The following is a 15,378-nucleotide window of genomic DNA, read 5'->3' as shown; positions in this document are numbered from 1 at the left end:
GTAGCCGTTCGCTTTTCAGCCGAACGGCTTTTTTTGTACCATGAAATCACTTTGCTTCGCTACCAACAACGCCCATAAAATTGAGGAGGTGGCCCACGCCCTGGGTGGGGCGTTTCAGATTCTGACGCTGGCCGAAATAGGCTGTACCGACGAACTCCCCGAAACGACCGGCACGATACCGGGTAACTCTCGACAGAAAGCCCGCTACGTGGCCGACCATTTCCAGATTGACTGTTTCGCCGACGATTCGGGGCTTGAGGTCGATGCGCTCAACGGTGAGCCCGGCGTCGATACGGCGTATTACTCCGGTAGCCGCGACCACGCCAAAAACAACGCCTTTCTGTTGCAAAAAATGGAGGGTGTAGCAAACCGCCGGGCCCGCTTCCGGGCAGTGATTACCCTTGTAAAAGGTGACGAGGAGCACCAGTTTGAAGGTATCGTAGAGGGTCAAATCGCAACCGAGCCCCATGGTTCGGGGGGCTTTGGATATGACCCCATCTTTATTCCCGAAGGGTACGAGCAAACATTTGGTGAGCTGGGCATGGACGTAAAAAATACCCTAAGCCACCGGGCCAAGGCAGTGCGGCAGTTGGTAGAGTTTCTTCGGGATTAGAGCTGAACACTCTATCCCTCCTTTAGAGATGACATCTCTCCAAACGAGATGTCATCTCTAAAGGAGCCCCAAACAAAAACGCCCCAACGTCATTGCTGACGAGGGGCGCTTTCGCTTCTTGGTAGTGCGTACTCTTAAAAGAACTTAGCCCGGCGGTCTTCTACTTTAGAAGCCTCTTTAATGGCCTCATTGATGTAGAAGCTCGTGCGTGAAGCTGAGTTTTGCTGAATCAGGTTTTTGTACTGTGCATAGTCGGCAACAGTACCGGCCGGCGTCAGCTTCGTGGTTTCCATGATCAGCACACCGGCTTCGCCAGCAAACGGCTTAGAGCGCTTACCCGGCTTCAGACCGAAGGCTTTGCCCAGAGCAACCGGATCAACACCGGCACTGCGGAGGAAACCAGTAGCCAGGTTAATGTCGGTGGCGGTTTCAACCAGCGCACCGGCACCGTATTTCTGAGCAATCGACTCCAGTGAACCACTGGCGCTGCCCAGTTTTGCAATGATCTGCTCGGCTTTCAATTCATTCCGAACCTTGGCCGTCAGTTCCTGCTTGTAATCGTCGGCTTTCACGTTGTCTTTCTCGGTTTTGCCTGTCAGCACAGCCACCACATACTGGTCGCCCACTTCAAACGGCTCCGACACATCACCGACATCATTCTTATCGTCGAATGCCCAACGCACCAGCTGACGTGCTTCGGTCAGGGCGTTTACGTTGTTAGCACCTTCCGGAATCCGCTCGGCAGTAGCTACCACCAGCGATTTGTCTTCTTTCACCTTAGCCTCAAACTCAGCACGCGTGTTCGCTTCTGATGCAAACTGATCGGCTTTGCGCAGGGCTTCGTCGCGGGTGATCTGACTGGCTGTAATCGTTTTGCCAATACCGGCAATGCGGTACAGCAGGTTGGTTTTGGGTTCGGTGATTTTGATGATGTGATAGCCAAAATCGGTTTTCACAACGCGGGGAATCAAGCCTTCGCCGTTGAAATCGAAGATGGCCTTCTCAAACGGCTTCACCATTTGGCCGTTGTTTTTGAAGTAGCCCAGGTCACCACCATTCTGTGCCGAACCATCGGCGCTATTGGCTTGCGCCAGTGCTTCGAAGCTGGCACCACCCTGAATTTGCTTCAACAGGTCATTTGCTTTCTGCTCAGCCTGCAACGAATCGGCACCAGTCCGAATCAGAATATGGCTGGCGCGAACCGTGTAGCTCGTGTCGCGCTTGGTACCGCCAAACTTGTAAATGAAGTAGGTGTTGCCTTCGCGGAAGGGACCGTAGATTCCACCCGGCGAGAACGTGCTCACCGCTTGTTGCAGCTGCTCAGGCATTTCGCCGAGTGTCATGTAAAGCGGCACCCGTACATCGCTGTTGATCTGTGCAAACGACGAATCGCTTTTGGCAGCGCCCAAACCACGAGCGAGGCTCTTGATTTCGTTATACAGCGTAGCGCTGTCTTCTTTCGACGGAGCCACCGAGAACGTTACGTACTGCAGCGAACGCGTATCAGCACCGGGATACTCGTCTTTGTGCTTGCTCAGGTAGTCGCTCAGTTGCGAATCCGACACCTTCACGGTTGTATCGTTGATAGCATAGTAAGGCACGAACAGGAACTTCACGTCGGCCTTGCTGTTTTGCGCCTGATATTCTTTCTGAGCCTCGGCTGTCGTAGCAAAGGCCGACAAACGCATCAGGTTTTCGTACTTCTCCCGGAGCCGATCCTGGCTCAGGTTTTTCTCGAAGTTAGCCCAGGCAGCCTGCTGTTGGGGTGGCAGGTTACGCAGACCTTTCAGATAGTTGATGATCTGATTTTTGTCGAAAACACCTGTCTGCGGGTTGGTAAATGCCTGACGAACCTGTGGGCTGATGTTGGTACCCTGCACCATGTCGACGAGTTCTTCGGGCGACACTTTCAGGCCCAGCTTGTCGAATTCTTTCTGGTAGGCGATGTCAAAAATCAGCTGATTCCAGGCCTGCTCCCGAATCTGTGCCATATCGGCTTCGCCGGGTGCGCGGCCAGCCTGCTGCTCAAATTGAGCGCGGAGTTCGTCGACCTTTAAATTAAAATCTTGATAGTCAATATCTTCGCCGGCTATCTCGCCAACTTTCTGATTATTTCCGCCGAAGAGCGTGTTCTGTCCGCCCAGCAAATCTCCCCCCACAATGAACAGCAGCAAGCTGATGGCAATCACACCAACGGCAATTCCAGATCGTTCTCTGATTTTGTTAATTAACGACATGTCCGGTTTACACGAAATTTAGACCCGCAAAATAACAATTTTCCCCACTGGGAAACAAGAGCTTCGCTAAGGTCACTCCCAGACTTGAACTAATTTTTCTTTGATTAAGTCACACCCGAGGCACGTGTAGAGGCCCTGAATGGAACAGACAGCGTTATCAGCCGTATCCTCCAAACGCCTTCTGGCCTACTCAGACCCGGCGTCCGAGGCCATTGCCACCGGTGGGTTGTCCCACCGAAGTACCGAAAATCGGGCAAACAGTTCTTCGCTGTACCAACGCCGGTCGCGGGTGCGCCGAACCACTTCCTTGTGGCCGCTTTGCCGGTACGCAAACTGCTCAACAGCCGCCCGGTTGCGCCATACACTAATGGTACATTGCTGTACAACGGGGGCCTCGCCCACCCCAATGGCAAAAAGCAGATTGTCTTTGTGGTCGAGTAGCCGCTGACGGGCCGCGGGTACGTGTCGCCAGAAATCAGGTAAAGCACCCAGGCGAATGGTAGCCCGGGTCAATACGGCCACTGGGGCATCGGGGTTAGGTGGGCACGTGGCACCCTGAGGCCGACCGTCGCCAAAGGGATTAACACCATCCCACAAGCCATGGGCGTGATACGGAGTCAGGTAAAGCGTACTGACCGAATCGGTACCTTCCAGGAACGGCGCAAAGGAGGGAGAATTCAGAAACTGCCCAGCCTGCTGCTCTGTATCCCAAACCCCCATATACACGTAGGTGGACAGGTTCGGAATAAGGCCAAAATTTCGGCCGCTGCCCATGAGTTTGCCAAACCGCAACCCATCGGCGGTAAACGGACGCATAAGGACGCGACCCATATTGGCAAACGCCCGAAATCGGGCAGCCGGGCGATAGTGAAGAACGGATACCGTTACGATGGACATAATGCTGTAAACACTGACAATACCCAAACCCCCAAAGGCTACCCAATTGTTCGAATCAGACCGGTACAATCCGTTACGAATATGAGCTCATACGGCTTTTGTAGACTCACGAGAATGGGCAAAAAAATTTAAGTAAAAATTATTCGACGTCTTCAATTTTTTGTAGACGTCGGCTCGAAACAACTATTCAGTTAGGCAATACCTCTACACGGATGGGGCATTGTTTCCACACCTGTTTGTCACCCACTCTTACAACAATTACTTCAAAGTGATGCCTGTAGAGTACTCATCGTCTCTTGTGCTTATCTTACTTCGTACCATTATTGGCAACCAACCCCTGCCAGCAACCTAATCGATCACCTACGCTCACCACCCGTTCAGAAAGAATCATACCCCAACTCCTTTCGTGGCAGAGAATCAACCAAACAAAAAACACCGGTCCGCATGGCAGACCGGCGTTTTAAAACCACCACTATTAAGGTAATACTAATCGTCTTTACCGTCGGGATCGACTTTATCTTCAGCTTTGTCGAACGCATTACCAATGCTCCGACCTGCCTGCTTAAAGCCAGCCTTAATATCTTTCCAGGCCGCTGCGGTGGCGTTTTGCGCCTTGTCGAGGTCAGCAGCCAGATTCTTACGTTTCTGTTCCAGTTCGGCCAATTCTTCACGAGTTTCGGCTTTTACCTTATTACCCTGAGCTTTAATGTCGGCCTGCACTTTATCAATACGGGCATCCAGTTTAGCCTGTTCTTCTTTTATGTCGGCAACGGCTTCCCGGCGTTCGCGTTCAAAATCGGCGGCTGCTTCGTCGGCGGTGGCTTCGACCTTATCGCCAGCCTCGTTTATGTCCTGACGAGCCTCAGCAGTGGCATCTTTTGCATCGGCTTCAATGGCATCACCGGTACGTTCCATGGCGTCTTCGGTGCGTGATTCGTTTTTGTTGTCAGAACCACAGGCCTGGAGCAGGGCAAGTGATGAGACCACCATCATGACACCGGCTACGGTTTTGATTTGCTTGATGACAAGAGCAATACGTTTCATGTTGTGTTAGTTGTGTAGTTTGTTACTGACCAACCTAATGGCAAACGATGTGCCATTAGTTTTTCCACTTCACCGCACAACCAATGGGTCGGGTAGCCGGGGTCGGGACGGGGCGGCCCGCTACAAGGCTCACAAGAGCCTCTTCCAGATATCGCTTTTGCACACCGGCCGCATCCTGCGGATTATCATCGATGGCACCGATGTACTGCACCACAAACGCATTGCCCACCCGCTTGAGCAAAAACACCTGTGGGGTCCGGGTTGCGCCAAAGCTGCGGGCTACCGACTGGGTTTCATCCAGCGTGTACACAAACGAAAACGACCGCTCACGCGCACGGGTCTGTACCACTTCAAAGGCATCTTCGGGGTAGATGGCCGGGTCGGAAGTCTGGATCGCCAGCACCGGGTACCCCTGAGCCGCAAAGCGCCCGTGGATAGCCATGAGCCTGTCTTCGTAGGCTTTCGCAAAGGGACAGTGGTTCGCCATAAACACAACCACCACACCTGCCTGCGACCGGTAGTCGGTCAGGCTGATAAGCTTGTTGTCCATATTCCGCACCTGAAAATCGGTCACGGCATCGCCCACAGCGTACCCTTTTCCAACTGGAGTCTGAGCCTGCGCAAACCCGAAGGTCAATACGATACTCGCCAACAAGACCAGACCAGCGATTTTTTTCATGAGTGAAAGCATGTATTTATCACTTGGACAACAACAAATCGGGAAAGATTAATTCGTTTGGTCCGGGCAGACCAAAAAGACGCCGTATCGGGCCTGAGGTGGCAGTTGGCTTTGGGCACGGGTTGTTACAGGGCATCCACCGTGACCAGTGCGTACCCTTTTTGTTTCCACTCGGTCAACAGGGCGTCGAGGTGTGCATACAGCTTGTCGGTGCGAGCGGGGGCAGTACCTACATGCATGAGTAGGATAAACCCATTCAGGCCCGACCGATGCCGGGTTTCGTAGTCACGAATCGACTGGAGAATGACCTCGCTACTGCGGTAATTGCGCGCGTCGGGGGTGGTGTAGTCGGCATGGCTGAGGGTACCGGGGGTGTAATTGATTAGTTGCCAGCCCTCGGCCCGGCTCCAGGCGGCAATGGTGTCGTTGTACCACTCGAAGGGCGGCATAAACAGGCGCGGCCCCTGGGGTTGCGGACCTACAGCGGCCAAAGCGGCTTCATTGGACCGCAGATCGGCCACAAATTGCGACCGCGTTACGAGCAGGCTGTCCCGGTTTTTCCAGTCACAATACAACAGGTGCTCGTCGGAGTGCGGGCCGAGATAATGCCCTTCACGCCCAAGCCGACGGGCAAGCGCCCCCAAAGCCGGGTTGCGCAAAAACCGGCCGGTCAGAAAAAAAGAAGCCCGGACGTTGTGCTTCCGCAGGGTCCGGGCAATGTGTTCTCCTCCGTCGGCGTATTCGTCGCCGGTAAACACCAGCGCGATACGCCGAAGACTGGTGTCGCCCCTGATTTTGGCGCCTTTGAAATACGTCGACTTATCGTCCAATGGCTTTTTAACCGGGCTCAGGGCTGGTTTCGCGGCTTTTCGGATCGAAGCTGGTTTCGATTTAGCTGGGGGCAACGCCCGGTTTTCGGCCTGTTTGGCAGCCAACAGATACACGAGCGAGGCCGTGCCGTCCATGGTCGGCTCGTTGGTGCTGTAATCGCCATAATCGTCGTGATACACGGCTACCCGGCTTTGGAACGGGGCATACTCGTCGGGCTGATAGAGAGTTATCCCAATGAGCCGCCCGTAAATACTGCCCCGCACCGGCCCATCTACCAGGCCACCATCAATGGGGTATTGTTTCAGATGCGTGAAAGCCGAGTGCGGGTCGGCGGGGGTATCGGCGTTGGCGGGCAGACCGTACACAAAGCTGGTTCCCCACGGATTACAGCCAAACAACCAGTCGAAATTGGCCTGTTCGAGAGCTGCGTACTGCGTATCGCCGGTAAGTTGCCGGTACCAGAAACACTGCGTAGCAAAGGAAGTCGTGTAGTTGTTGCTGCACCACACAAACGGCACACCCCGGTAAAACGCATTTTGCCGGGCGCGCTGCCAGATAATGTCGATACCTTGTTTGTAGAATCCGGTCACGGTTTTGCGCTCCCGGCCAGGCAGGCGCTTGGCCAATTCGGCATGACCGATGTTTACAAACGGATACCATTGGTAATGCCGGGCGGTATCGTTCAGAATCCAGGGGGTAACCGGCTCCTGCCGGGCAAAGTCGAGCGCCTGTTTTTGCCACTCGACCGCTTTGGCGCCGGTAGCCTTGCTGGCGTTCAGCTGCTCCACAGCCGCCAGTTCCATATCGTCGACGTAATTATCCTCCTCGTAAAAATAAGGGGCTGTGCCGGGGGCCGTCTGACAATTGCCCGGCTTTTGCAGGCCCAGCCGGTACGCCGACTGCGACCGTTGCCAGAGCCGCCCGGCATAATCGGGCTGCCGATCGCGCCAGAGCTGATAGCCTAAGGCAAGGGCGCTACTTACCTTACCTGCCGTTGAAGCTACCCCGGTCGCCCGGTTTTTATGCCGGAACATCCCCTGCGGCTTACCCGATGCGAAATACAACGGCCGTTCGAAGCCTTTTCCGTACAACTTATCTTCTTTCGGAATCCGCATACCGGCATGGTCGCGGTCGTCGCCCAGCTGATTAAACAGCCAATCGTCGGTAGGGTGCATTTTCAGCAGCCAGTCGAGCCCCCACCGGGCTTCGTCGAGCACATCGGGGTATCCGTTGGCCCCTTCGAGCCCATTGGCCGCGTGCGCATCGCCAAAAGCCCCCGGAAAATCGCGCGCGGCAGCCAGCAGATGATAGGTCGCATTGGCCGAGGTGGTTACGTACTGCAAATAGTCGGATGCATCGTGCCAGCCCCCGGTCGCGTCAATGTGGGTACTGTCGGGCATAGGACCATAAAGCGTGTAGCCGTCGTGCGTGTGGCATGAGTCTTTCAGAAACGGATTGAACCCACTACGCTGCTGGCGCATGTACCGAAGGCAAAAGTCGGCCGTCCCGTCATACACATCTTCGCCAATCCGAAACTCGGGCGACCGGCCGCCGTCGTCGGTGCGGAGGTAGTACCGGCCCGGCCTACGCACCGACGAAAAATCGAGCCGGTGTGTTTGTGCGAAGGGGCCGTATGCCCCGAAAGCCCGCCCGGCTTGCTGCCCCCACACTACGCGGTCGGTTTGCGCATCAATCAGCTCAAAACGGCCGATTGGTTTGTCGGTCAGACTTGCCCATACAGCCACTTTGACACTCGCAGGCCGGTACCCCAACAAATTGATACGGATTACGCCCGGCTCGTCGGTTTGCTTCACAAAGGCAAGCAAGCCAACGGCCAATATGAACAAAAGAATACGAGTCGTCATGAAGTAAGGGTAACAAAAAGGCCGAAGGGGTAACTATTTCACCGGAAACGATCGGCCCGCAAATTATGGCTTCACGTGCCACAAACTAAGCCGGGGCTCATTTTTTTACGAACTTAGACGCCGGTTGGCTCCACCTATACTTGATTAAAGCCGTTCGACCATTTTTTTAATCAAAAAAAGTAAACGACTATTGTTTACTGAACAGTGTTTATTACGTTTGTAACACCAAGTTGACCTGATGGGAATTCTAGAGCGAAAAGAGCGTGAACGGGAGGAAATGCGCCGGTTGATTGTGGATGGTGCCCGGCATCTGTTTGTACAGAATGGCTACGAGAAAGTAAGCATTCGCAACATTGCCGAAGCCATTGAATACAGTCCGGCAACGATTTATCTGTATTTCAAGGATAAAAACGAGATTCTGTACGCCGTTCATCAGCAGGCTTTTTCGAAGATGATGGAAGAGTTTCGGCCTATTTTCGCCCTCGAAGACCCCTTCGAGCGGTTAGTAGAAATGGGCCGACGATACATCAACTTTGCCGTCGAAAACCCTGAGCTGTTTGATATTATGTTTATCGTAACGGCACCGATGGAAGCTTTAGAGTGCCGCGAGGACATCTGGAGCGAAGGACGAATTGCCTTCAATATGCTGGTGCAGGTGGTGCAGGATTGCATAAAGGCCGGAGTTTTGCACGCCGACGATGCCGAGGTAGCGGCCATGATGATCTGGAGCAATATTCACGGCTACACAGCCCTGTTTCTCAGGAAGCGCATGATGATGTTTTCCGAAGAACGCCGACAGGTGCTTATGCGTGAAGCATTCGACTTATTTGTCCATACATTGAAAAAGGGGCTGCAATAAGCCACTTTTTTTTAGTCATACACTAAACACCGTTCAGTAACTAACAACCGATTATGAAAAGACCACTACGGTATCTGTTGGGGCTGGCCTGCTTGTGGCCGGGGTTCCTGATGGCCCAGGCTCAGCCCAGTTCGGTACTCGACGAGTACATTCAGCTGGGTTTGCAGAACAACCTCGCCCTGCGGCAGGAAACGCTTGATGTAAGCCGCGTAACCGAGTCGCTCAATCAGGCGCGGGCCCTGTTTTATCCGCGTCTGACGTTCAACCCAACCTACTCGATGGCTGCGGGTGGGCGTCGGCTTCAGTTCCCGATTGGCGATCTGCTCAATCCGATTTACGGCACTCTCAACCGCCTAACCGGCTCAGACGCCTTTCCGACCAACCTCCAGAACGTAAACGAGTTGCTGGCACCCAACAACTTTCACGACACCAAAGTGAGTGTGCAGTTTGCGCTCTACAATACTGATATTCACTACAATTACCTGATTCAGAAAAACCTTCTCAGCGCGCAGGAAGCCCGGCGGCAGGTAATCGAAAACGAACTCCGGTACAACATCACTACGGCTTACTACCAGTACCTGCAAACGCTGGATGCCATCCGAATTTTTGAAAACGCACGCACAACCCTGCGCGAACTGGTGCGGCTCAACCAGAAACTGGTAGCCAACAACGTAGCCACGCGCGACGTGGTATCGTCGGCCGAATACGAAGTAAGTAAGCTGGACGGTCAATTGGCTGGAGCCCAGAAAAATCGCGAAACGGCCCGGGCATACCTAAATTTTCTGCTTAACCGAGACTTGCTCACGGCCGTCAGAGTGGACAGTTCGCTGCTTACCGCCCCGCTACCTGCCCCCACCGAATCGGTGGTGAGCCTGGAAGAGACCGCTCTGGCCAGCCGTAAAGAACTCACCCAGTTACAGGGGTCGCTGCGGGCCGCACAAACCGCCATCCGACTGGCCGAGGCCAACGCCAAACTCCCATCGGTGTACGTAGGTGGCAACGCGGGGTTTCAGGGATTTGGCTACACGTTTCGTAATCAGGCCTATACAGTAGGGCAACTGGGTCTAAGCTGGGATCTGTTCAAAGGCTACGAAAAACGCTCAAAAATTCAGCAGTCCCGGATTCAGGCCGAGCAGCTACAGACCAAACTAACCGAGGTGCAGCAGCAAATCAGATTGCAGGTGGTGCAGGCTTATTATGAGCTCGAAGCCGCCGAAGAAAACGGCCGGACTACCCGACAGGGTGTAACCGCAGCTGGCCAAACGCTGGGTGTGATTGACAGCAAATACCGAAACGGACAGGCCCTATTAATCGAGTTTCTGAAGGCCCAGAACGACTACCTCACGGCTCAGATCGGCGAATCGCTCGCGCGGATGGATATACGGGTAAAGCGGGCGGCTCTCGACCGGGTTACGGCCGTGCGGTAGCCAATAGACGATACCCGAACGCTTTTCTGACAATGTAATGACTCAGAACCGGTCCGCGACCCTCAAACACTCTTCTACTCGTTGCGGCCCGCACTCTTTACCGTACGCGGCCCGCACTCTTTCACTCTTTCACTCTTTCGCTCTTTCACTCTTTATGAACTATCTCCTTACACTATCCCTCGCTCTGCTTATCTGGGCTTGCGGCAGCAAAGCCGAAGCCCCCAACCAAACGGCCACTACCGACAACCTCGATGAAACCGTGGTGCCCGTCCGGTTAGCCCCCGTGCAGGTTGTGCAACGTGCCGAACCCATTATGATTTCGGGGCTGCTGTCGTCGGCCGAAGAGGCCCGGCTATCGTTCAAGATTGGCGGAATCATCAACCGCACCTATGTCGAAGAAGGTCAAACCGTTCGTAAAGGGCAGTTGCTGGCGACCCTCGACCTCACCGAAATCAACGCACAGGTGAATCAGGCCGAACTGGCCGTCGAGAAATCGGAGCGCGACCTGAACCGGGTAAAAGCCCTCTACGCCGATACAGCCGCCACCCTCGAACAGATGCAGAACGCCACCACCGGCAGCCGACTGGCCCGGCAAAACCTGACCGTAGCCCAGTTTAACCGCTCATACGCACAGATTCGCTCGTCGGTTGACGGCACCGTGACCCGTAAGCTGATGACCGACGGCGAGCTTGCCGCGCCGGGTGCGCCGGTTTTTCTGGTGTCGGGCAACCGGCCCAATGACTGGGTCGTTCGGGTGGGTGTATCGGACAAAGACTGGGCCCGGCTCCGGCTCGGCAACCGGGCTTCTGTAACCCTCGATGCCTACCCCGGTCAGTCATTTCGGGGGGTAGTGACCGAGCTGGCCGGAGCCGCCGACCCCATAAACAAGCTGTACGAAGTAGAAATCCGGATCGATCCGGGTAAGGTGCGGTTTGCACCGGGCTTGTTTGCCAAAGTCCAACTCACCCCCGACCAGTCTCGCTCCTACGCGCTGGTGCCCGTTGAAGCCATTGTGGAGGGCAACGGGCAGGAAGGCTTCGTGTACGTACTCACGCCCGACCGCCGGGGTGTACGCAAGCAGCCGGTGCAAATCGGGTATCTGGACGGCAGTAACGTACTGCTCACCAACGGACTAACCAACACGCTGGAGGTAGTCACGGCGGGCTCCGCTTTTCTGACCGAAGAATCGAAGGTGAAAGTGATGGGCGATTAAGAAATGAGCTTGATTAACTGACTCACAGCGTAGTCCCGAAAGGCAATATGTGTGGCTGCGACTTTCCGAACAATGAGTGACTCATTCAACAAAAAGATTTTGTGAATCCGTACAAAACTTGTCAGCGGAAGAGGTGCCCCACTGTAATTGGCAGCAAGCAGGGGAATCGACAGACCATCGTGTTTAACCTGACTGGTAACCTGCATGAGCAGATAATCGCCCGTTTGGTTTATGACCTCATTTGAAATTACCAGAGCAGGTCGCCGTTTGGTGGAGGTAATATCGGTAAATGGAAAGTGAACAACGACCAAATCACCGGGCTGATATAGCGCAAGGCTCATAGTAATGTGTCCCAACGTTGATCTTCAGCACTCTCCCACGATTCGGCCAATGTGGCTTCAGCCAACTGCGTAACCTCATCAACGGGCGGTAGCGCCACAATCTCTTCGATCCCTTCCAGATCACGAAGAGCTTGCTGTACCCGCTCACGGCCGGCTTCGTCACGAACCCGAATAAGTAATGTTTCCATAGCTTCTGAATGAGTAATGAAGCTACCAAATATTCCCGTTAGATCCAATCTTTTTCAGGATTATGAACCTCTCCGAATTTTCTGTTAAAAACTGGCAGTTTATGCTGGTGTTGTTCGTCGCGGTGGTGGCACTGGGCGTCAACTCCCTGCTGAATATGCCCCGGGGCGAAGACCCTGAGTTTACGGCCCCCAGCTTCGCCGTCATTGTGGTGTACCCCGGCACCGATGCCCTCGACATGGAAAAACTCGTGGCGAACCCGGCCGAAGAACGATTCAACGCGCTGGACAATATCAATACCATTCGGACCAGTATCGACGATGGGTTGGCCGTGATGCGCATTGAATACGACTACACCAGCGATCCCGACGAAAAATACCAGGAACTCGTTCGGGAAGTGAATGCCCTCCGTACCGAACTGCCCGCTGATATTTTTCGAATTCAGATCAACAAGTTCTCCCCCACCGACGTCAACATTGTACAGGTGGCGCTGCTGTCGGAAGTAGCCTCGACCCGCGAGCTAGGCGAGCACGCCGACCGCCTGAAAGAGCAACTCACCAAAGTAAAAAGCCTCAAAAACGCCGAAGACTGGGGCTACCCCGCTACCACCGTGCGTATTTCGCTCAATACCGACCGCATGGCGCAGGAAAACATTCCGGTCAACCGGGTAATTGGCGCACTTCAGGCCGAAAACCTCAATATTCCGGGTGGCAGCATTCAGGCAGGCACGCGCAAGTTCAACGTTAAAACATCGGGTGATTACAGCTCCCTTGATGATATTCGGAACACGATTGTCTCAACCAACCCGCCTGGCGTGGCCGCGCAGAAAATTATTTACCTCCGCGACATTGCCGATGTGTCGCTCAATTACGAAGACGAGACCCATATTACCCGGCTCAACGGGCACCGGGCGGTGCTGGTCACGGCCGGGCAAAAAGTGGGTATGAACATCGACAAAGTAGGGCAACAGGTAAACCCCGTCATCGAGCAGTTTGCCAAAACCCTGCCCCCACACATCAAGCTGGTCAAAAACTTCGATCAGGCTGCCAGTGTCAGCAAGCGGCTCGGTCGGTTTGCCAAAGACTTTCTGATTGCCATTCTGCTGGTATCGCTCACTCTACTGCCGCTTGGTTTCCGGGCCGCCGTGGTGGTCATGATCTCAATTCCGTTATCACTCGCTATCGGGTTAGCCGGGCTCAATTTCCTCGGCTTCAGCATTAACCAGTTGAGCATTGTGGGGCTTATTGTGGCCCTTGGTATCCTGGTCGATGATTCGATTGTGGTGGTCGAAAACATCGAACGGTACATTCGGGAAGGGCACAGCAAACGCGAAGCCGCCATCCGGGCCACCAAACAGATTACACTGGCCGTAATTGGCTGCACCACCACACTTATTCTGGCGTTTCTGCCCCTGCTGTTTTTACCCGAAGCCTCCGGCGATTTCATCCGGTCGCTGCCGATGGCTGTCATCACCACCGTGCTGGCTTCGTTGCTGGTATCGCTCACGATTGTCCCCTTCCTGTCTAGCCGGCTGCTCAAGGAGTCGCACAACCCGGAGGGCAACCTGTTTATGCGCGCTCTGAAACGGGTTATCAGCGGCTCATACAGCCGACTGCTGCACTGGGGCCTCCGGCACCCGGCCCTGACCCTGCTGGCCGCCCTCGCGCTGTTTGTAGGTGCTCTGGCCCTCGTTCCCAAAGTCGGCTTTGCCCTGTTTCCGGCCTCCGAGAAACCGCAGTTTCTGATCAACATCGAAACACCCGAAGGCAGCAGCCTTTCCGAAACCAACTCGGTGGCCCGGTACGTCGAATCGGTGCTCAAGAAAGAGCCGGAGGTTCAGTACTTCACGACGAATGTGGGCAAAGGCAATCCCCGGATTTATTACAACGTCATTCAGCGCAGCGAGGCTACCAATTTCTCCCAACTGTTCGTACAGTTACACGATATGCCGCCGACTCAAAAGCGGGCGCTCATCGACAAACTCCGCGATCGGCTGCTGCACTATCCCAATGCGCGGATCGAAGTGAAAGATTTTGAACAAGGCCCCGACCAGGAGGCTCCCATTGCGATTCGGGTATTTGGCGAGAACCTCGACACCCTGCGCACCGTGGCGGCCCGCGTTGAAACGGCACTCAAACAAACACCCGGCCTGATCTACATCAACAACCCGCTGGCCACCCGTAAAACCGATATTCGGGTGCGGATCAACAAAGAAAAAGCGGGTTTGCTGGGCATCTCGGTGGCCGATATCAACCGCACCATCCGGCTTGCCATTGCGGGGCTCAACGTGGGTACGTTTAAAGCAGCCAACGGCCCCAACGGCTCCGACGATTATACCATCAACGTAACCGTGCCCGCTGGCAACGCGCCCAAAGGAGCCGTAGCCGATCAGCGCGTGTTCGACAACCTGTACGTGAATACGCTCACAGGAGGGGCCGTACCGCTGCGGCAAGTGGCCGACCTGACGTTTGAGACCAGTACCAATCAAATTCGGCATTACGATAAAGACCGTTTCACAACGATCACGGGCTTTGTCAAAACCGGCTATCTGGTCGATAATGTGTACAAAGACCTGTTGCAAAAGATCGACGCGATGAAGTTTCCGGCCGGGTTCTCGTACAAGGCCGCCGGGGAGCTCGAAAGCCGTGAGAAATCGTTTGGCGGGCTCGGTACCATTATCCTGATCACGATTTTTGGGTTCATTGCCGTACTCGTGCTGGAGTTTGGTACCCTGAAAAGTACGCTCATCGTGCTGTCGGTGATTCCGTTGGGTATTATCGGAGCCATCGGGGCTATGTTGCTCACGGGTGACCCATTCTCGTTCGTGGCGGTGATCGGCCTGATTGCCCTGATCGGTATTGAAGTCAAAAACTCGATTCTGCTTGTCGATTTTACGAATCAGCTCCGGGCCGAAGGGGTTCCACTATTGGAGGCCATTCAGGAAGCGGGCGAAATTCGGTTCGTACCCATCGTGCTCACGTCGCTTACGGCTATTGGCGGGCTCATTCCGCTGGCTATCGAAAACAACCCACTCTACTCACCTCTGGCGTATGTGCTCATTGGAGGTCTGATTTCGAGCACGTTGTTGTCGCGCATTGTGACGCCCGTTTTGTACAAGTTGCTTCCTCCGCGCGTCGAACTCCAGAAACAGCCGGAAGAACTGGAACTGGCCTGAGCAGGTGTTTC

The 15,378-nt window shown here is 54.6% G+C and carries 12 protein-coding genes; 5 read left to right on the top strand and 7 right to left on the bottom strand.

The window, feature by feature from the left end; all coding sequences use genetic code 11:
• Positions 1-40 precede the first annotated feature (40 nt).
• A complete protein-coding gene (gene rdgB / locus RUDLU_RS0115360; RefSeq protein WP_019989289.1) occupies positions 41-613 on the top strand; it encodes an RdgB/HAM1 family non-canonical purine NTP pyrophosphatase in 573 nt (190 codons plus the stop codon).
• Between the two features lie 134 nt (positions 614-747).
• Here the strand turns inward: rdgB and RUDLU_RS0115355 are convergent, their stop codons facing one another.
• The 5 genes from RUDLU_RS0115355 to RUDLU_RS0115335 form a co-directional block, all read right to left on the bottom strand.
• Positions 748-2,850: a SurA N-terminal domain-containing protein gene (locus tag RUDLU_RS0115355; RefSeq protein WP_019989288.1), complete on the bottom strand. Its 2,103-nt coding sequence runs from the start codon at positions 2,848-2,850 to the stop codon at positions 748-750.
• Between the two features lie 186 nt (positions 2,851-3,036).
• The gene (locus RUDLU_RS0115350; RefSeq protein ID WP_157580230.1) at positions 3,037-3,747 is read right to left on the bottom strand and encodes a DUF3291 domain-containing protein; all 711 of its coding nucleotides are present in this window, start codon (positions 3,745-3,747) and stop codon (positions 3,037-3,039) included.
• Positions 3,748-4,233: 486 nt separating this feature from the next.
• Positions 4,234-4,791, bottom strand: a complete 558-nt coding sequence (locus RUDLU_RS0115345) for a sll1863 family stress response protein (protein WP_019989286.1) — start codon at positions 4,789-4,791, stop codon at positions 4,234-4,236.
• A gap of 55 nt (positions 4,792-4,846) precedes the next feature.
• Positions 4,847-5,470 (bottom strand): thioredoxin family protein, encoded by a 624-nt coding sequence (locus RUDLU_RS0115340; protein WP_019989285.1) that lies wholly within the window; start codon positions 5,468-5,470, stop codon positions 4,847-4,849.
• Between the two features lie 125 nt (positions 5,471-5,595).
• Positions 5,596-8,166, bottom strand: coding sequence for a bifunctional glycoside hydrolase family 9 protein/polysaccharide deacetylase (locus tag RUDLU_RS0115335; protein WP_019989284.1), 2,571 nt, complete (start codon positions 8,164-8,166; stop codon positions 5,596-5,598).
• 238 nt (positions 8,167-8,404) lie between these two features.
• Between RUDLU_RS0115335 and RUDLU_RS0115330 the strand changes: the two genes are divergently transcribed.
• The 3 genes from RUDLU_RS0115330 (at position 8,405) to RUDLU_RS0115320 (ending at position 11,665) form a co-directional block, all read left to right on the top strand.
• A complete protein-coding gene (locus RUDLU_RS0115330) occupies positions 8,405-9,025 on the top strand; it encodes a TetR/AcrR family transcriptional regulator (RefSeq protein ID WP_027303094.1) in 621 nt (206 codons plus the stop codon).
• A 53-nt stretch (positions 9,026-9,078) separates the two neighbouring features.
• Complete coding sequence (locus tag RUDLU_RS0115325; protein WP_019989282.1) at positions 9,079-10,452, top strand: TolC family protein; 1,374 nt, start codon at positions 9,079-9,081, stop codon at positions 10,450-10,452.
• Positions 10,453-10,606: 154 nt separating this feature from the next.
• The gene (locus RUDLU_RS0115320; RefSeq protein ID WP_019989281.1) at positions 10,607-11,665 is read left to right on the top strand and encodes an efflux RND transporter periplasmic adaptor subunit; all 1,059 of its coding nucleotides are present in this window, start codon (positions 10,607-10,609) and stop codon (positions 11,663-11,665) included.
• On the opposite strand, the gene RUDLU_RS0115315 is transcribed toward RUDLU_RS0115320, so the two are convergent.
• A complete protein-coding gene (locus tag RUDLU_RS0115315) occupies positions 11,662-12,006 on the bottom strand; it encodes a type II toxin-antitoxin system PemK/MazF family toxin (RefSeq protein ID WP_019989280.1) in 345 nt (114 codons plus the stop codon). The genes RUDLU_RS0115320 and RUDLU_RS0115315 overlap by 4 nt on opposite strands.
• Positions 12,003-12,194 (bottom strand): hypothetical protein, encoded by a 192-nt coding sequence (locus tag RUDLU_RS0115310; protein ID WP_157580228.1) that lies wholly within the window; start codon positions 12,192-12,194, stop codon positions 12,003-12,005. Before RUDLU_RS0115310 ends, RUDLU_RS0115315 begins: the two co-directional genes overlap by 4 nt.
• A 62-nt stretch (positions 12,195-12,256) precedes the next feature.
• Here RUDLU_RS0115310 and RUDLU_RS0115305 point away from each other — a divergent pair, with 62 nt between their 5' ends.
• Positions 12,257-15,367, top strand: coding sequence for an efflux RND transporter permease subunit (locus tag RUDLU_RS0115305; RefSeq protein WP_019989278.1), 3,111 nt, complete (start codon positions 12,257-12,259; stop codon positions 15,365-15,367).
• The last annotated feature ends 11 nt before the right edge of the window (positions 15,368-15,378 follow it).

This window comes from Rudanella lutea DSM 19387 (assembly GCF_000383955.1).
GTDB lineage: Bacteria > Bacteroidota > Bacteroidia > Cytophagales > Spirosomataceae > Rudanella > Rudanella lutea.
The sequence above is the reverse complement of the archived record's forward strand: the minus strand, read 5'-3'. Positions and strand labels throughout refer to the sequence as shown.